Source organism: Providencia sp. PROV032 (genome assembly GCF_028484875.1).
Taxonomy (GTDB): Bacteria; Pseudomonadota; Gammaproteobacteria; order Enterobacterales; family Enterobacteriaceae; genus Providencia; species Providencia rettgeri_E.
Window position 1 is genome coordinate 1 of the sequence record NZ_JAMPSX010000036.1, and the last position, 17,459, is coordinate 17,459.

Consider the following 17,459-nt stretch of genomic DNA (forward strand, 5'->3'; position numbering starts at 1 on the left):
GGTTTGTCGTGACAACGGATGCGCATTATAGGGAGTCGAAAAATTCTCGCAAGTGTTTTTTTGAATTTTTATTTTGTTCGTGTTTTTTTTAGCCAAAAAGGTATTTATAAGTTAAATTCGGTCTATATATTGACTATTTCAGCAGCAATTGCGCACCTACTCACGTAATATATGTATCTAAGAATTATGCTTTGAGATGAATTATGGAATTAAGTAAGCAACAAACAGCCTCACAAAAAAATCGTTCTTATATTATTGCAGAAAATCTTGGCCAGTTGATTTTAACCAGCACCTATTTACCTGATTCCACTTTACCTAGCGAATTAGAATTATCAGAACAATTCCAAGCAAGTCGAACAGCAATAAGAGAAGCAATAAAAATATTAGCTGCAAAAGGTATGGTGTTAGCTCGCCCCAAAATAGGTACCCGGGTTATGCCGCCCTCAAATTGGAATTTTTTAGACCAAGATCTCTTAACGTGGTGGTCCAATAGCGAAGAGCAATCGGTCGTGATGGAACACTTTAAAATGGTTCGACTCGCAATAGAACCTCAAGCTTGTTATCTTGCGGCTATACATGCAACAAAAGAACAAAAACAATCATTACAATTATTAGCAAGTGAAATGCAGTTACTCGCCAAAGAATTTGATAGGGCGCATTGGGTGAGAGTTGATTATCATTTTCATTTAACTATTTACAAAGCTTGTGCCAATCCCTTCCTAATTTCTTTTGCTAATTTATTCCGTTCTATTTATCAGCGTTATTTTGATGTCATCACTGATAATGAGGTTATAGAGGTCGAAATTCATCAACAACTTGCCAATGCAATTATTCATGGTAAAAGTACAATAGCACTCGACCTTTGCTATAACTTATTAACAATTACCCAAAAGCAAGACTAACGAAACAATATTCCAATTGAAGCTTTAATTTACTTGTATAGGTAACTGATGTTCAAAACAGCTAAAAATATGTCAGGCCTTCCATGGATTGCGGCAATGGCCTTCTTCATGCAAGCGCTCGATGCCACCATTTTGAATACGGCTTTACCCGATATTGCAAGGAGCCTTGATCACTCACCGCTTGCAATGCAGTCAGCTGTGGTCAGCTATACGCTTACTGTTGCTCTATTAATCCCTGTCAGCGGCTGGTTTGCTGATAGATTTGGCACAAGGCGTATATTCATTTTAGCGGTTTCTTTGTTTTCTTTTGGTTCATTACTTTGTGCCCTTTCGCCTTCCTTAAATTTTTTAGTAACCTCAAGGGTTATTCAGGGTATTGGTGGGGCAATGATGATGCCAGTTGCCCGTTTAGCCTTAATAAGGGCTTACCCTCGAAGTGAATTACTGCCAATATTAAATTTTGTCACTATTCCTGGTTTAGTTGGTCCAATTTTGGGGCCTCTGTTAGGTGGTATATTAGTCACCTATGCAACTTGGCATTGGATATTTATTATTAATATTCCTATTGGTGTTTTAGGTATCTTTTATGCATTAAAACATATGCCTGACTTTAAAATGCCAAAACGTAAATTTGATACTTTAGGGTTCTTATTGTTTGGTTCTGGCTTAGTCATGCTATCTGTCAGCCTAGACTTATTCAGTGATAAGTCCCTTTCAACATCAATTCCAGCCACTATTGTCTTAGTCGGCTTTCTCTTCTTATTTGTTTATATTTTCCATGCAAGACGTACTAAGCATGCAATAATTCCCTTGAATTTATTTAAAACTCGCACTTTTTCTATTGGGATAAGCGGTAATATTGCAACACGCTTAGGGACAGGCAGTATTCCATTTTTAATGCCATTAATGTTGCAGGTGGGTTTTGGTTACGAAGCCGTTGTGGCAGGAATGATGATGGCACCACTAGCAATAGGGTCAATCACTGCTAAATCGGGAGTTACTCGAGTCTTAACTAAGTATGGCTACCGTAATACATTATTTGTTATCACCATTATTATCGGATTAATGATTGCACAGTTTTCCTTACAATCACCAAGTATGTCGATTTATCTGTTAGTTGTACCTTTATTTATTTTAGGAATGGTGATGTCTGTACAATTTACTGCAATGAATACTATTTGCCTGGCTGATTTAACAGACAATAATGCAAGTGCGGGAAATAGTATGTTAGCTGTGACTCAGCAGCTATCGATAAGCTTCGGTATCGCAGTCAGTGCTGCAATCTTAAACTTCTATGGTGGACAACCTAATAGCAATACGGTCGATAATTTCCACTACACCTTTATTACCGTTGGCGTCATTACGCTTATCTCGGCTTTTGTCTTCTTATTATTAAGTAAGACAGACGGTGATAATTTAATAAAAAATAAAACCAAAAAAGCGAAGAATTAATATTTTTTAACCGATTGGCGTTCAATTAGCTCTGGGGTAAGAACCAAAGCGCTCGCATTTGCCTCTGGGTTATCCATTCGGTAAATAAGTTGGTCAACAGCCTGTTGGCCTAACTTATCTTTTGGCTGATGAATTGTTGTGAGTGGTGGGATCATATAAGGCGAAAGATCGATATCATCATAACCAATAATTGAAATATCATCCGGCACTTTCAAACCCTTTTGATATATCGCTTGATAAGCGCCTACAGCCATCGCATCATTACCTGCAAAAATAGCCTCTGGAGGGATAGGTAAATTGAGCAATTTATTCATTGACTCAAACCCACCAGCAAATTCAAAATCACTGAAAATGATATAATCATCATAAATATTAATACCGCCATCTGTCATGGCTTGAATAAAACCTTGATGACGCGCTCTTGCTGGTGATTTATCTTGTGGCCCTGCAATACAGGCAATACGAGAGAAACCAGCTTCGATAAGGTAACGAGTGGCTATTTCCCCACCAAGAAAAGAGTTATCTTGAATGATATCGCCTTCCGACTCAAAGGGGGACCAATCCATCATAACTGTTGGCACAGCAGGGTAACGAGCCAAAACATTTTTTGATGGCCCCTGTACTTCTGTGCACATAATCAATAACCCATCAACACGCTTTTGTAGCAAAGTTTCTAAACTATGATTCATTCGCTGAAGATCACCTTCAGTGTTGCACAAAATCAAACTATAACCACGTTCGTAGCAACTACGTTCTACACCCCGCACTACCTCTGCGTAAAATGGGTTATTACTTGTTGTCAGTAACATCCCAATTGTATTCGTACGATTCATCTTCAAACTACGCGCTAAAGCAGAAGGTGCATAATTTAACTCTTCAATCGCATTTTTAACGCGTATGGTAATGCTTTCGCTGACATAGCGATTTTGGTTAATAACGTGAGAGACGGTGGACGTCGACACCCCTGCAAGGCGTGCCACATCTTTCATTGTTGCCACAAGTTAATCCTGTTGAGTCAAAAACTGGTCAATTTCTTTACGCCATGGAACTGAGGGTTGAGCTCCTGGGCGAGTCACCGCTATCGCTGCCGCTGCATGGGCAAAAATAATCGCTTCGTCGTCAGCCTTACCTTCAAGTAGTGCTGTAACATAAGCCCCATTGAATGTATCACCTGCGGCAATAGTATCCACTGCTTTTACGCGAAATGCAGAAATTATTTTACCTTCACGCCCTTTTTCACTATACCAAACACCTCGAGAGCCGAGTGTTATCATCACTTTACTAATACCTTTTTGATGTAAGACTTCAGCCGCATCTTGAGCACCTTGATTATCATTAACCGTAATACCCGTTAAATGTTCAGCTTCTGTTTCATTTGGCGTGATGATATCAACTAGTGATAATAATGAATCTGGTAATGATTGAGCGGGAGCCGGGTTCAAAATGACTTTTGTATTGTTTTTCTTCGCGATTTCAGCGGCCATTTGCACTGTTTCAATAGGGGATTCCAATTGCATCAGTACGGCATCCGCTTCCACTATTTTTTGCTGATATTGAGCCAATCGTTCTTTGGTCAGTCGTGCATTTGCACCTGCATTGATACCAATTATGTTTTCCCCTTGTTGGTTTACATAAATAAGGGCAACACCTGTCGTTTCACCTTCAACGACGTCAATACATTCAGTTTTAATATTATCGAGAAATAATTGTTTTTTTATACTCGCACCAATATCATCATCACCAATACAAGCGATAAACGTTATGTCAGCACCACTGCGACCTGCTGCAACCGCTTGGTTGGCACCTTTCCCGCCAAATGCAACTTGGTAATGATCGCCTCTAACAGTTTCACCCGGCTGAGGGAAATGCTTAACATTTAATATATGATCCGCATTAATACTACCGAGAACCACCAACTTTGCTGTACCCATAACGTTTATTTCCTTTTCTATGACCCAATGGATCGCAAATTAAATAAACCGCCACAGTTCCCCATGGCGGTTTTATCTTATTGTTTAACCACTAATTCCAATTCAACCGGAACCGTTGGATCCACTTTTTCGCCTTTTAAGACTTTATCTGCAATCTGTACACCAACAATCCCAATTTGGTCTGGGCGCTGTGCAATAGTTGCACCTAATTTTCCGCCTTCAACGGCTTTAATACCATCATTTGTACCATCAAAACCAACAACCAGAACATCAGTACGGCCTGCGGTTTGTAAAGCTCTTAACGCACCTAATGCCATTTCATCATTTTGTGCAAATACCGCTTGAACAGCAGGGTGTGCCGTTAACAAATTTTGCATTACGTTCAAGCCTTTTGTTCTATCGAAATCCGCGGGTTGGCTCGCCAGTAAATTGAATTTGTGCTCTTTTGCTCCAGTATTAAAACCTTCGCCGCGCTCACGCGCTGCTGATGTACCTGAAATACCTTCTAATTGAATAACTTTAGCTTCATTACCTGTTTTTTGCGCAATATAGTCGGCAGCCATTTTCCCGCCCATCCGGTTATCGGATGCCACATGGCTGACAACTTCACCTTTGTTAGCCGCTCTATCTAAAGTGATGACAGGTATATTGGCTTTATTCGCCATTAATATTGAGTTGCCTACCGCATCTGAATCCGTTGGGTTAATTAACATTAATTTTGTCCCACGAACGGTTAAATCTTGTACGTTTGCTAACTCTTTAGCAGGGTTGTCTTGGGAATCTAAAACAATCAGTTCATAACCTAATTTATCCGCTTCTTTTTGTGCGCTGTCTTTCATCGTCACAAAGAATGGGTTATTCAATGTAGAAATGACAAGTGCAATGCTATCTTTCGCCATCGCATTGACACTAACAGTTGCACTCAGTGCAACTGCCGATAATAACGTTGCTAGTTTGTTCAGTTTCATAATAATTTTCCTGTAGGGTTACTTTTTATTATCAACAAGTACAGCAAGTAAGATGACGACCGCTTTAACAATCATCTGGTAGTTTGACGAAATACCTAATAAGTTTAATCCATTGTTTAAGAAACCAAGGATAAGTGCACCAATCAATGTTCCGACGATACGCCCCTTGCCACCAGCAAGACTGGTACCACCAAGTACAACCGCAGCGATAGCGTCAAGTTCATACCCATTACCTGCCATTGGCTGAGCCGATGATAAACGTGCAACTTCAATGACACTCGCCAATGCTGCTAGCAGTCCACATAAGGCATAAACCACGATTTTAATGCGGTCGACATTAATACCAGAAAGACGGGTAGCCGCTTCATTTCCACCTAATGCATAGATATAACGACCAAGGCGAGTATGGTGCAACATATACCACGCAGCCGCAAAAACGATGATCATTAACCAGACTGGGGTAGGTATACCAAATGGGCGGCCAATACCAAACCAGCCAAATAAGTCTGCGTTATCACTAAACCCTGTATTGATAGGACTACCGTCGGTGTAAACCCGTGTCACACCACGCAATAATAACATCATGACGAGTGTCGCAATAAAAGCTTGAACTTTTCCTTTTGCGACAATCACCCCCGTACATGCCCCAATTGCAGCACCCAGTGCCAATGCCCCCGCAACCGCCACTAAGGCATTAACGTCGGCGCTAACCATTGAAGCTGCAACCGCGCCCGTTAATGCCAATAAAGAACCAACAGAGAGGTCAATACCCGAGGTCAAGATAACTAGCGTCATCCCAACGGCCATAATGGCGTTGACGGAGGTTTGTTGTAAGATATTGAATAGGTTATTAACCGTAAAAAAATTCGGGCTTAATGTTGATACGATGGCAATCAAAACTAATAGTGCAATTAATGATTTTTGCTCCATTAGCCATGCTTTGCTAAACCAGCGCTTTGATGATGCTGTAGTTGAACTCATACTGATAACTCCTGAACTGAGCCATAATTTTTACCCACTGCGGCTGCCATTAAGGCTTCCTGTGTCGCGTCTTTGGCTGAAAATTCGCCGCTGATATGACCTTCGTGCATCACCAAAATGCGGTCACTCATTCCTATTACTTCAGGCATTTCTGAAGAAACTAAAATGATACTCAGCCCTTCTTTTTTAAACTGGTTAATTAGTTGATAGATTTCTTTTTTAGCACCAACGTCTACACCGCGCGTTGGCTCATCGAGGATCAGTACTTTTGGCCTTGTCATCAAACCGCGCGCAATGGCCACTTTTTGCTGATTTCCACCAGAAAGATGACCAATTATTTGGTCCATAGACGGGGTTTTAATATTGAATAACCGAATGAAATCGCTAACGGTTTGCTGCTCTTCACCATGCTTGAGACGTCCTCCCGGACGACTGAAATAACGTAATGCCGTCAATGACATATTTTCTTTCACTGACATACCTAATACTAATCCATCACGTTTGCGGTCTTCTGAAATATAAACAATGCCACTGTTTAAGCCATCTTGTGGTGTTTTCAGTGTTACGACTTTGCCTTCCAGTTTTATCGTGCCTGATTTTTTTGTCGCTGCGCCGTAAATGATTTTCATCAACTCTGTACGCCCCGCGCCCATTAAGCCAGAAACCCCTAAGATCTCCCCTGCTTTCAAAGTAAAACTCGCATCGGTAACACCGGGACCAGATACATTTTCCAATTGCAGACGGATACTTCCTTTTGGCACATCAACCCTTGGATATTGGTCTTCCAGTTTGCGACCAACCATCATTTCAATCAGTTTTTCTTCTTCTAGTTCACTAACGGGTTTCTCACCAATAAACTGGCCATCGCGGAACACGGTCACATCATCGCAAATTTCAAAAATTTCTTTTAAACGATGGGAAATATAAACAATGCCACAGCCTTGAGCTTTTAAGTCTTCGATAACTCTAAATAGGGACTCTGTTTCCGTGTCTGTAAGTGCATCAGTGGGTTCATCCATAATGATAACTTGTGATTGGAAGCTCAGAACTTTGGCAATTTCGACCATTTGTTGTTCGCCAATAGAAAGCTCTGCAATAGTTTGATGACTATCATAATCAAGGTTAAGCCGTTTAAGCAGTTTGTCCGACTCACTGAACATTTTTTTCCAGTCAATTTTGCCAAATGCATTCACATATTCTCGACCAAGAAATATATTCTCTGCGATAGTTAATTCAGGTATCAAATTGAGTTCTTGGTGGATAATCCCTATTCCTGCTTCTTGGGAGCTTTTAGGGCCGTTGAATGCGACTTCTTTACCTAAATAGCGGATTTGACCGGCATCTTTTTTATAAATACCCGTTAACACTTTCATCATGGTTGACTTGCCAGCCCCATTTTCCCCCACCAGCGCCATGACTTTTCCTGGGTAGACATTTAATGTAGCCCCACTGAGCGCTTTTACCCCAGGAAATGATTTATCGATCCCGATAAGTTCTAATAAAGGTTGCATAATCACCTCAGAAAGTCACACCAGAGCAAAGAATAATGTTAGCGAACGGTGAGCATTCTCCGGTGCGGATCACCGCTTTACTGTCATGAGTCAATTGTTTAAAGCGTTCATGACTACAATAAATAATTTCAATCGTATTATTTTGAATAACTTCTAACTGTTGTAAGTGAGCTAAAATAGCGACTTCCATTTGTGGGTTACTGGTGCTGATTTCCTCAGCTAGAATGACTTTTTCCACTTGCATCTCTTGGGTGATGACACTTAAAACTGACATGAAATCGGGTAAGCCTTGCGTAATGGCTAAATCAATACGTTCCGTTCCTTGTGGGATCGGTAGGCCTGCATCCGCAAGCGTTATTTGGTCTGTATGACCTAACTTTGCAATTACAGAAGTAACATTGGCATTTAGTAAAACACCCTTTTTCATTTTTCACCGCCATTCTGATAAGCGAAACGTTTCGCTCATGTAATAATAGTAAAGATAAGTCACAACTCAATATTGATGGTCAATATTTGTGATCGGTATCGAAACGTTTCGTTCGTATTAGAAAAGCTAAAAAACAATAACTTATTGAATCACTTATAGCTGAATCGTTTTTTCTGATTTCTTGGGGCATATCAAAGAAAAATGGAAAAATAGGTCGCAGTATGTAATAAAAGAAATTGATAGTTTTGATATCAACGCCTCTATTAATAAAAGGAATAAATATGCAGCTTGCTGAACGAATAGCCCAATTAAGCAATTACCTTGAAAGCGGTTTGTATGAACGCCAGCAAGCTATTCGTTTGTGCCTATTAGCCACATTAAGTGGTGAAAGCGTATTCCTGCTAGGCCCTCCGGGTATTGCCAAAAGTTTAATCGCCCGAAGAATGAAGTATGCTTTTCGTCATGCGAATGCTTTTGAGTACTTAATGACGCGATTTTCAACACCTGAAGAGATCTTTGGCCCGCTTTCAATACAAGCACTAAAAGATGAAGGGCGATATGAACGTTTAACCAAAGGTTATTTACCTGACGCTGAAGTCGTATTTCTTGATGAGATATGGAAAGCGGGTCCCGCTATTTTAAATACTTTATTAACAGCGGTAAATGAGCGCAAGTTTCGTAATGGAGATGAAGAAAAACCAATTCCTATGCGTCTATTAGTCACCGCATCAAATGAATTGCCCGATGCAGATAATAGTCTTGAAGCCCTATTTGACCGAATGTTAGTCCGTATTTGGCTGGATAAAGTGCAAGAAAAACAAAATTTTCGTGCGCTTTTAACTGGAAAATCCTCTTTGGATGAACCCCAAGTCCCTGAACATTTAAAAATCAGCGATGAAGAGTACCAACAGTGGCAGCAAGAAATTCCAAAAATTACGCTGCCCGATCACTGTTTTGAACTTATTTACCAATTACGCCAACAATTAGATGCTACAGATAAACAACTTTATGTTTCCGATAGGCGCTGGAAAAAAGCGGTTTATTTACTGCAAGCAAGTGCATTTTTTAATGGCCGTAGCAGTGTTTCGCCTCTTGACCTCGTGTTATTGAAAGATTGTTTGTGGCACGATATGCAGTCTATGAATGCATTACCACAACTCTTGCAGTCATTATTGCAAGAAGATGGCTGGCAACAGCGAAAACTTACCCGCGAAATAGAGCAAATTTATCAGCAATGGATGTCATCGACCCAAGACCAAAACAACCAAGATGCATTTAAAGTCAATAAAAACAATGCGATGTTTGCTCGTAAGGCATCTTATGTATTGCCTGAAAATATCAATGACGGTCGAGTTACCCTGTTTTTACATCGCCCGCTGCAACTGCATAATATGAAAGTTACTTTTGTAACAACCGATAAAAAAGCCCTGATAACCTTCTTAAATAAAGGAACAACATTAGCCGCTCACCTAAATGGGATTGGTTTTGCGCAAGAAATTACTGCTGAGGTAAATAATTTAAATCAGATACAGTTATTAGATGTAAGCCATCAATCATCCACTTTATACATTCAAGATAAAACTTCATCACTTGTGCCCAATACAAATAACCAAGAGTGGCTAAATAAGCTGGATAAAATCCAAGAAGAGATTCAAACCGCGCGCTATCAGTTTGAAAAGCAGCAGCCCAATTTATTTATTGAATCTCACTGGCTTGCGGATATTGAACAAAGCTTCATGAAACTCACTGAAAAACTAAACCAGTTACGTAACCAAATCACGGGTAAAGTGGCCGAATAACGATGATGAGTTTAGCCACATTAGAAATGTTGCTTTCGGTTAATGAAGGCCAATTAATCGAAGAGATCATTATATCTTTGCTAGCAACTCCTCAATTAGCGGTGTTTTTTGAAAAACACCCTCGATTAAAAAAAGCTTTACTCAAAGATTTATCGGGTTGGAAAAAAGATCTTAAACAGCGTATGCAAGATGCGCTTGTTCCCGCACAACTTTCAGAAGAATTTGAACTTTATCGTCAGTCCCTTGGGATTTCGACAGATGCCTTTTTTAACCAATTACCAAGTGTTATAGCAAAACTTCAGCAGCTGGATTCCCCATTTTATCGTGAGGCGCACCAGCTACAAAGTGGAAAAATAGAAAACCGCAGTGCAAGGCAATCATTATTTGTTCAAAGATGGCGTATTAGCTTAATTTTACAAGTTACAACACTGCATAAAGAGCTACTAGAACAGGAAAAAGAACAATTGCTGGCGGAACTACAGCGCCGACTGGCGCTTAGTGGTAATTTAGAGGATATTCTTGGCGAAAATGAACGAGCAGCAGGGCGGCTGTGGGATTTAACCAAAGGTGTAAATATGACTTCAGCTTATAATGACCAATTATTAAGCCGATACAGTGATTTTTTACGTCAGCAGCCGGAACTCGAAAAAATAGCGCAATTATTAGGCCGTAGCCAAACCGCGCAAGCGATCCCTGATGATAGCGTGGTGCTAGAACCAATGACTATTATGGAGAAAGTCCCCGAAACGGTACCTGAGCAAGTCAACGGTTTAAATCAAAGTGACGATATTTTACGGCTATTACCCGCAGAACTCGCCATGTTAGGCCTTGAAGATATTGAATTTGAATTCTATCGAAAATTACTCGAAAAACAGCTTCTAACCTACCGATTACAAGGGGATAGCTGGCAAGAAAGAAAAGTTCTGCGTCCTATTACCCATCACCATGATGAAGAGCAGCCAAGAGGGCCATTTGTTGTATGTATTGATACATCGGGTTCGATGGGTGGTTTAAATGAACGCTGCGCCAAAGCCTTTTGCCTTGCGTTAATGAAAATTGCGCTGGCGGATAACCGAGCATGCCATGTGATGTTATTTTCCACCGAGATAGTACATTACGATTTACTTTCTATTGATGGCCTAGAGCAATGTATTCGTTTTTTACATCAAACATTTAAAGGTGGGACTGACTTAGCAGCTTGTTTGCAAGAAACTGCACTAAAATTGGAATCAAAGCAGTGGATAGATGCGGATGCCGTGGTGATTTCTGATTTTGTTGCTCAGCGTTTACCAGATGAGTTAATTCAGAAAATAAAAGCTATGCAGAAGAAAGGTAAATACCGCTTCCATGCGGTATCTGTGTCAAATTATGGGAAACCCAGTATCATGAAGATCTTTGACCATATTTGGCGTTTTGATACTGGGTTAAAAAGCAGGCTGTTACGTCGCTTTAGCCGCTAATTACAGCATACCTTCAACGGACTCTTGCATTTCAGTACCCCATACACCACATTGCACTTGCCCAATGTGTTGGCGTTGGAGAAGTAGCATGACTAAGCGTGACTGGCCAATACCACCACCGATAGTTTGTGGCATTTCGCCTTTTACTAATGCTTGGTGCCACTCTAACTCCATACGTTTTTCATCGCCAGTTAAACTTAATTGGCGAGTCAAACACTCAGGGCTTACACGAATCCCCATTGAAGAGAGCTCAAATGCGTCCTGTAAAATAGGGTTCCACACAATGATGTCGCCGTTCAAACCACAAAAACCGTCTTCATTTTTTGTTGTCCAGTCATCGTAGTCAGGCGCACGAACATCATGTGATTCACCATTAGATAGCTTACCACCGATACCAATTAAGAATACTGCGCCTAGTTCTTTTGCGATTGCGCGCTCACGCCCTTTCGCATCTAAATCAGGGTAGCGTTGTAACAATTCTTCACTGTGAATAAAGTGGATTTGGTCTGGCAGGAACGGTGCCAGCCCAAACTCTTTACTGACGGCAGCTTCTGTTTCTTTTATTGCCTTATAGATTTTACCCACTGTCTGCTTCAGATAAGGAAGAGTACGCTCCTCATCTGCCATCACTTTTTCCCAATCCCACTGATCAACATAGACGGAGTGGATTGGGGTTAAGCGATCCTCGTCCGGGCGCAACGCTTTCATATGCGTGTATAGACCTTGGCCTTTACTAAAACCGAAACGACCTAATGTTTTACGTTTCCATTTAGCCAAAGAATGAACCACTTCAAAGGTTGCACCTGGAATTGATTTCACTTTTACTTGAACGGCCTTTTCGCTGCCAGATAAGTTGTCTTGAGTACCATCCCCTAAACGGCTTAGGATTGGCCCTTGAACTTCAATCAACCCTAATTCTTTTTCAAGTAAACGTGAGAAATACGATTTCACAAAACTAATTTGTTGCTGATGTTCGATAAATGACTTGTCCATAATTTATTCCCATAATTTGTTAGCTGTGTTAGCTGATGTATAGATTAAGCAACAAAATGAGGTATAAATTCAATATCCATCATAAAAAAAAGCCCTTATTGTTTGTTTTGAATAAAAAAACAGGTATAAAAATGAATAATCGTTAAAATAGAGGTGAAATAATGCCGGAAAATTATCAAATCGATAATCTCGATCGTGACATACTTCACGAATTAATGGGAAATGCACGTACACCGTATGCAGAATTAGCTAAAAAATTCGCTGTTAGCCCTGGGACAATTCATGTCCGCGTCGAAAAAATGAAACAAGCAGGAATTATTAAAGGCACACGTATTGATATCAACCCAAAACAATTAGGCTTCGATGTTTGTTGCTTTATTGGCATTATTTTAAAAAGTGCAAAAGATTACCCAACCGCACTAAAAAAATTGGATGCCTTAGAAGAGGTTGTCGAGGTGTATTACACAACAGGGCAATACAGCATTTTTATTAAAGTGATGTGCCGTTCTATCGATTCTTTACAAGACGTACTTATCAACAAAATTCAGACCATTGATGAGATACAATCCACTGAAACACTGATCTCCTTACAAAACCCGATCTTACGAACAATCAATCCGTAGAAAAAAAATGATATAACCACATTATCCACAGGTAGATCCCAGCTCATTCACAGCGTACAATAGCGCCCTATTATTGTGAAAGAGAATCACCATGACAAAAGTAACCTTAATAAGTGGCAGTACAATGGGCAGTGCGGAGTATGTTGCCGAGCACATGGCTGAGATTTTAGAAGAACTCGGTCATGAAACTGAAATTCAACATGGTCCAAAGCTTGGTGACTTAGCACTTGAAGGCATATGGCTGGTGGTAAGCTCAACACATGGTGCAGGTGATCTCCCTGAAAATATTCAACCTCTTTTTGATTCAATAGAAGAAAGCGCTCCTGATCTCAGCCAAGTTCAATTTGGTTCTGTAGGGATCGGCAGCTCGGAATATGACACTTTCTGTGGTGCGATCCACAAAATAGATGCTTTGTTAATCAAACAAGGGGCTAAAAGGATCGGTGAATGTTTGGAAATTAATGTCCAACAACACGAAATACCGGAAGATCCCGCAGGTGAATGGGTTAAAATTTGGGCAAACGAACTCTAGTTTGATTAAATTATCAGCAATCAACTGTGGATAACTCAGGGAAGATCCCGGTATTAACCCGTAGTTATCCAGAGTATAAGTTTTAAGACCGACAAGGGCTGTGCATAAGTACCCTTTTTGATCCCAGCTTATACGCAAACGGATCACGGATCATTCACAGTATATGATCCTTTACACTTTTATGATCTTTAAAGTGAAAATCCACTTATCCACAGAAACCCGTGATCCTAATAAAAGATCTAATAAAGAGATCTTTAAATAAAAAGATCTTAATATTATATAAGGGAGAAACCTAAAGCTTGGTCTCTTCCTCAAACTTGAGTAGAATTCTCTCCTCAAATGCACAATCCGCATTTTCTAACGTTTAAGGTTCACACATGTTTTATCCAGAGCAATTTGACGTCATCGTAATTGGTGGTGGTCATGCCGGTACTGAAGCAGCAATGGCAGCTGCACGTATGGGGCGTCAAACCCTATTACTGACTCACAATATTGATACATTGGGCCAGATGTCTTGCAACCCAGCCATCGGTGGGATCGGTAAGGGGCATCTGGTTAGAGAAATTGATGCCCTCGGTGGCTTAATGGCTACAGCAACCGACAAAGCAGGTATTCAATTTAGAACATTAAATGCCAGCAAAGGGCCTGCAGTTCGTGCAACTCGAGCACAAGCTGACCGTGTTCTTTATCGCCAAGCTGTCAGAATGGCTTTAGAAAACCAGCCTAACTTAATGATTTTCCAACAACCTGTAGAAGACTTAATTGTTGAAAACAATCGAGTTACAGGCGCTATTACCCGCATGGGCTTAAAATTTAAAGCCAAAGCTGTGGTATTAACTGTTGGTACTTTCCTTGATGGTAAAATTCATATTGGTTTAGAAAATTACAGTGGTGGTCGAGCAGGAGATCCTCCTTCAATTTCACTTTCTCAACGTTTGAGAGAATTACCTTTACGTGTTAATCGGTTAAAGACAGGAACGCCACCACGTATTGATGCAAGAACTATTGATTTCAGTCAGTTAGCTCAACAGCTAGGTGACGACCCAATGCCTGTTTTTTCATTTTTAGGTTCACAAGATCAACATCCACAACAGATGCCTTGCCATATCACCTATACCAATGAAAAAACCCATGAAGTGATCAGAAACAATTTGGATCGCAGCCCTATGTATGCAGGAGTGATTGAAGGGATCGGCCCACGTTACTGCCCTTCGATCGAAGATAAAGTCATGCGTTTTGCTGATAAAGATTCACATCAGATCTTCCTAGAGCCTGAAGGCTTAACTAGCAATGAAATTTATCCTAATGGGATATCCACCAGCTTACCATTTGATGTCCAAATGCAAATTGTTCATTCTATGAAAGGAATGGAAAATGCGAGGATCATTCGTCCTGGCTATGCCATTGAATATGATTTCTTTGACCCTAGAGATCTCAAGCAAACGCTTGAAAGTAAATTTATTGATGGACTATTCTTTGCTGGCCAAATTAACGGCACGACAGGTTATGAAGAAGCAGGAGCTCAAGGCTTATTAGCAGGCCTTAATGCGGCACAACACGCCTTTGGTTTAGAAGGTTGGTTCCCTCGTCGTGACCAAGCTTACATTGGCGTATTGGTTGACGACCTTTGTACTTTAGGGACAAAAGAACCCTACCGCATGTTTACCTCACGTGCGGAATACCGTTTGATGCTACGTGAAGACAATGCGGATTTACGTTTAACCGAAAAAGGGCGTGAGTTAGGTTTAGTCGATGATATTCGTTGGGCTCACTTTAACAACAAAGTGGAACTGATTGAAAAAGAGCGTCAGCGCTTAAAAGACATTTGGGTTCACCCTAAATCAGATAACCATACAGAAATCGATGAAATTTTAACCGTTCCGTTATCAAAAGAAGCGAACGGTGAAGATTTACTGCGTCGTCCTGAAATGACTTATCAAATGCTGACGTCATTGAATTTATTTGCCCCTGCGCTCACAGATCCACAAGCCGCGGATCAAGTGGAAATCCAAGTTAAATACGAAGGTTATATTGCGCGCCAGAAAGAAGAGATCGAAAGACAGTTACGCAATGAAAGCACGATGTTGCCTGTTGACCTTGATTATAAACAGGTTAAAGGGTTATCAAACGAGGTTATGGCAAAATTAAATGATCATAAACCAACCTCGATCGGTCAAGCTTCACGTATATCAGGGATCACCCCTGCGGCAATTTCTATTTTACTTGTTTGGTTGAAAAAGCAAGGCATGCTACGCCGGAGCGCTTAACATGGATTTATTATCAAAACTCAATCAGTTACTTGCCAAAACCGATATCGATTTAACTGAAAAGCAAAAACAGCAGTTAGTTGATTACGTTGGGTTATTAGTTAAATGGAACAAAGCCTATAACCTGACATCGGTACGTGACCCACAACAGATGTTAATCCGTCATATCATGGATAGCATAGTGGTGAACGGTCAACTCAACGGAACTCGTTTTATCGATGTAGGAACAGGGCCTGGCTTACCAGGCGTTCCTTTGGCAATAGTTCGACCTGATTCCCATTTTGTTCTGTTGGACAGCCTAGGGAAGCGTGTACGCTTTTTGAAACAGGTTCAACATGAGTTAGGGCTGACTAACATCGAACCTGTTCAATCTCGTGTTGAAGAATATCCGGCTGGAAATGGTTTTGATGGTGTTATTAGTCGCGCATTTGCATCACTAAACGATATGTTGAGTTGGTGCCATCATTTGCCTTCAAAAGAAGGGCGTTTTTATGCACTGAAAGGCGTCATTCGTGATGATGAAATGGCACTACCAGAAGAGTTTATGATTGAATCGATCACTGAACTTGAAGTGCCTGAACTTGATGAACAGCGTCATTTAGTTAAAATTTCGATGAAATAAAGTTGCTTTCTATCAAATAATTTTATCATTTAGAGCGATAGCTGGACGTTTACAAACGGCCAGCTATTTTTATTTTTAGTCAGATAATAAAAATATATATTTTACGTGGTATTTACACGGCAATAACGAATAAGTTGCAAAAATAAGGCGTTGAAAGAAAAAATGCAGGCTAGTTGATGCTTTTTACTTAATCGATTTAGCAAAAAAAATAGTTAATCGAAAAATATTGGATTTATTCCTTCAAAATTTTGCTTAGGAATTACTTTCTTTAATTATTTGATTTACAGATTAAATCTATTTTTTATTATGAATAAAATTGAAGGAATAAATAAAGTGAATAAAGCTAAATGTGATATACATCACATTTATATAAATGTATGCAGCAATTCATTAACTATTTATTAAATATTATAGCGACAATTCTGCGCTAACTCGAAAAAATTAAATATTTATTCACCTTTTCGCTACTTACTGATTGAATTCATTTCGCCTGCCCGTATAATTTGCACGTTTTTGTCTCTTGACACATTTACGCAAAGGCAGTTTTATACAACACTTAGCGTTTCTGAGGCTGAGAAGAGCTGGGAGTAAACAAAAGTTATGTCTGTATCTCTTTATGACAACAAGCATGCTGTAAAGCAGTTGTCTGTTCAGTTGATAACTTTAGTGATCCTCAGTGGGGCTTTCTGTGCAAATAGTATAGAATGGGGGGCCTCTGCTCTTGCTGGTGGGTTAGCATGCTGGTTACCAAATATCGTATTTATGCTGCTATCACAATTTCAGAAAGCAAAAGGAGAGGATGAACCTGTCCGCATTGCCTGGTTCTTAGCATTAGGAGCAGGGCTAAAGGTTGTTACAACTATCGCTGTTTTAGTTGTTGCTTTCGGTGTGTTCAAAGCGTCATTAACACCACTGGGTTTGACCTATTTAGCGGTGCTAATTGTTCAGATTGTTGCACCAGCCGTTTTTAAACGGTAAGTATTTTTAAACT

General features: G+C 40.2%; 16 protein-coding genes. 9 read left to right on the top strand and 7 right to left on the bottom strand.

Annotated features, from left to right (window positions below):
* Positions 1–203: 203 nt before the first annotated feature.
* Together PSF42_RS18710 and mdtD are read left to right on the top strand one after the other, a co-directional pair.
* Positions 204–902 (top strand): FadR/GntR family transcriptional regulator, encoded by a 699-nt coding sequence (locus PSF42_RS18710; protein ID WP_213914579.1) that lies wholly within the window; start codon positions 204–206, stop codon positions 900–902.
* A gap of 48 nt (positions 903–950) precedes the next feature.
* On the top strand, positions 951–2,354 hold the full coding sequence (gene mdtD, locus PSF42_RS18715; protein WP_248467320.1) for a multidrug transporter subunit MdtD: 1,404 nt from the start codon (positions 951–953) through the stop codon (positions 2,352–2,354).
* On the opposite strand, the gene rbsR is transcribed toward mdtD, so the two are convergent.
* The 6 genes from rbsR to rbsD all read right to left on the bottom strand — a co-directional run bounded on the left by rbsR (position 2,351) and on the right by rbsD (position 8,172).
* Positions 2,351–3,352, bottom strand: coding sequence for a ribose operon transcriptional repressor RbsR (rbsR, locus tag PSF42_RS18720; RefSeq protein WP_369463360.1), 1,002 nt, complete (start codon positions 3,350–3,352; stop codon positions 2,351–2,353). The two genes, mdtD and rbsR, sit on opposite strands and share 4 nt — an antisense overlap.
* Positions 3,353–3,355: 3 nt before the next feature.
* Positions 3,356–4,285, bottom strand: coding sequence for a ribokinase (gene rbsK, locus PSF42_RS18725; protein ID WP_125893857.1), 930 nt, complete (start codon positions 4,283–4,285; stop codon positions 3,356–3,358).
* 77 nt (positions 4,286–4,362) lie between these two features.
* Entirely contained in the window at positions 4,363–5,253 is an 891-nt protein-coding gene (rbsB, locus tag PSF42_RS18730) for a ribose ABC transporter substrate-binding protein RbsB (RefSeq protein ID WP_102140435.1), read from the bottom strand.
* An 18-nt stretch (positions 5,254–5,271) separates the two neighbouring features.
* Positions 5,272–6,234: a ribose ABC transporter permease gene (rbsC, locus tag PSF42_RS18735; protein ID WP_125893853.1), complete on the bottom strand. Its 963-nt coding sequence runs from the start codon at positions 6,232–6,234 to the stop codon at positions 5,272–5,274.
* Complete coding sequence (rbsA, locus tag PSF42_RS18740; RefSeq protein WP_272680492.1) at positions 6,231–7,745, bottom strand: ribose ABC transporter ATP-binding protein RbsA; 1,515 nt, start codon at positions 7,743–7,745, stop codon at positions 6,231–6,233. The genes rbsC and rbsA overlap by 4 nt, the downstream gene beginning before the upstream one ends.
* A 7-nt stretch (positions 7,746–7,752) precedes the next feature.
* Positions 7,753–8,172, bottom strand: a complete 420-nt coding sequence (rbsD, locus tag PSF42_RS18745; protein ID WP_272680493.1) for a D-ribose pyranase — start codon at positions 8,170–8,172, stop codon at positions 7,753–7,755.
* Between the two features lie 281 nt (positions 8,173–8,453).
* On the opposite strand from rbsD, the gene ravA reads away from it, so the two are divergent.
* Together ravA and viaA are read left to right on the top strand one after the other, a co-directional pair.
* Positions 8,454–9,971, top strand: a complete 1,518-nt coding sequence (gene ravA, locus PSF42_RS18750) for an ATPase RavA (protein ID WP_272680495.1) — start codon at positions 8,454–8,456, stop codon at positions 9,969–9,971.
* A 2-nt stretch (positions 9,972–9,973) separates the two neighbouring features.
* Positions 9,974–11,431 (top strand): ATPase RavA stimulator ViaA, encoded by a 1,458-nt coding sequence (gene viaA, locus PSF42_RS18755; RefSeq protein ID WP_125893844.1) that lies wholly within the window; start codon positions 9,974–9,976, stop codon positions 11,429–11,431.
* Here the strand turns inward: viaA and asnA are convergent, their stop codons facing one another.
* Entirely contained in the window at positions 11,432–12,424 is a 993-nt protein-coding gene (asnA, locus tag PSF42_RS18760; protein ID WP_125893842.1) for an aspartate--ammonia ligase, read from the bottom strand.
* A gap of 161 nt (positions 12,425–12,585) precedes the next feature.
* Here asnA and asnC point away from each other — a divergent pair, with 161 nt between their 5' ends.
* The 5 genes from asnC (at position 12,586) to atpI (ending at position 17,446) form a co-directional block, all read left to right on the top strand.
* Positions 12,586–13,047 (top strand): transcriptional regulator AsnC, encoded by a 462-nt coding sequence (gene asnC, locus PSF42_RS18765; protein WP_125893840.1) that lies wholly within the window; start codon positions 12,586–12,588, stop codon positions 13,045–13,047.
* A gap of 91 nt (positions 13,048–13,138) precedes the next feature.
* Positions 13,139–13,579, top strand: coding sequence for an FMN-binding protein MioC (mioC, locus tag PSF42_RS18770; RefSeq protein ID WP_272680497.1), 441 nt, complete (start codon positions 13,139–13,141; stop codon positions 13,577–13,579).
* A 377-nt stretch (positions 13,580–13,956) separates the two neighbouring features.
* Positions 13,957–15,846: a tRNA uridine-5-carboxymethylaminomethyl(34) synthesis enzyme MnmG gene (mnmG, locus tag PSF42_RS18775; RefSeq protein WP_272680498.1), complete on the top strand. Its 1,890-nt coding sequence runs from the start codon at positions 13,957–13,959 to the stop codon at positions 15,844–15,846.
* A gap of 1 nt (position 15,847) precedes the next feature.
* Positions 15,848–16,468, top strand: coding sequence for a 16S rRNA (guanine(527)-N(7))-methyltransferase RsmG (gene rsmG / locus PSF42_RS18780; RefSeq protein WP_125893834.1), 621 nt, complete (start codon positions 15,848–15,850; stop codon positions 16,466–16,468).
* 600 nt (positions 16,469–17,068) lie between these two features.
* Entirely contained in the window at positions 17,069–17,446 is a 378-nt protein-coding gene (gene atpI / locus PSF42_RS18785) for a F0F1 ATP synthase subunit I (RefSeq protein ID WP_125893832.1), read from the top strand.
* Positions 17,447–17,459 lie beyond the last annotated feature (13 nt).

Bases quoted from the DNA above. Each gene is read 5' to 3' on its own strand.
- rbsK (WP_125893857.1), bottom strand. From the start codon at position 4,285: ATGGGTACAGCAAAGTTGGTGGTTCTCGGTAGTATTAATGCGGATCAT.
- asnA (WP_125893842.1), bottom strand. From the start codon at position 12,424: ATGGACAAGTCATTTATCGAACATCAGCAACAAATTAGTTTTGTGAAA.
- asnC (WP_125893840.1), top strand. From the start codon at position 12,586: ATGCCGGAAAATTATCAAATCGATAATCTCGATCGTGACATACTTCAC.
- rsmG (WP_125893834.1), top strand. From the start codon at position 15,848: ATGGATTTATTATCAAAACTCAATCAGTTACTTGCCAAAACCGATATC.
- mdtD (WP_248467320.1), top strand. From the start codon at position 951: ATGTTCAAAACAGCTAAAAATATGTCAGGCCTTCCATGGATTGCGGCA.
- rbsD (WP_272680493.1), bottom strand. From the start codon at position 8,172: ATGAAAAAGGGTGTTTTACTAAATGCCAATGTTACTTCTGTAATTGCA.
- rbsA (WP_272680492.1), bottom strand. From the start codon at position 7,745: ATGCAACCTTTATTAGAACTTATCGGGATCGATAAATCATTTCCTGGG.
- mnmG (WP_272680498.1), top strand. From the start codon at position 13,957: ATGTTTTATCCAGAGCAATTTGACGTCATCGTAATTGGTGGTGGTCAT.
- atpI (WP_125893832.1), top strand. From the start codon at position 17,069: ATGTCTGTATCTCTTTATGACAACAAGCATGCTGTAAAGCAGTTGTCT.
- viaA (WP_125893844.1), top strand. From the start codon at position 9,974: ATGATGAGTTTAGCCACATTAGAAATGTTGCTTTCGGTTAATGAAGGC.
- ravA (WP_272680495.1), top strand. From the start codon at position 8,454: ATGCAGCTTGCTGAACGAATAGCCCAATTAAGCAATTACCTTGAAAGC.
- mioC (WP_272680497.1), top strand. From the start codon at position 13,139: ATGACAAAAGTAACCTTAATAAGTGGCAGTACAATGGGCAGTGCGGAG.
- rbsC (WP_125893853.1), bottom strand. From the start codon at position 6,234: ATGAGTTCAACTACAGCATCATCAAAGCGCTGGTTTAGCAAAGCATGG.
- PSF42_RS18710 (WP_213914579.1), top strand. From the start codon at position 204: ATGGAATTAAGTAAGCAACAAACAGCCTCACAAAAAAATCGTTCTTAT.
- rbsB (WP_102140435.1), bottom strand. From the start codon at position 5,253: ATGAAACTGAACAAACTAGCAACGTTATTATCGGCAGTTGCACTGAGT.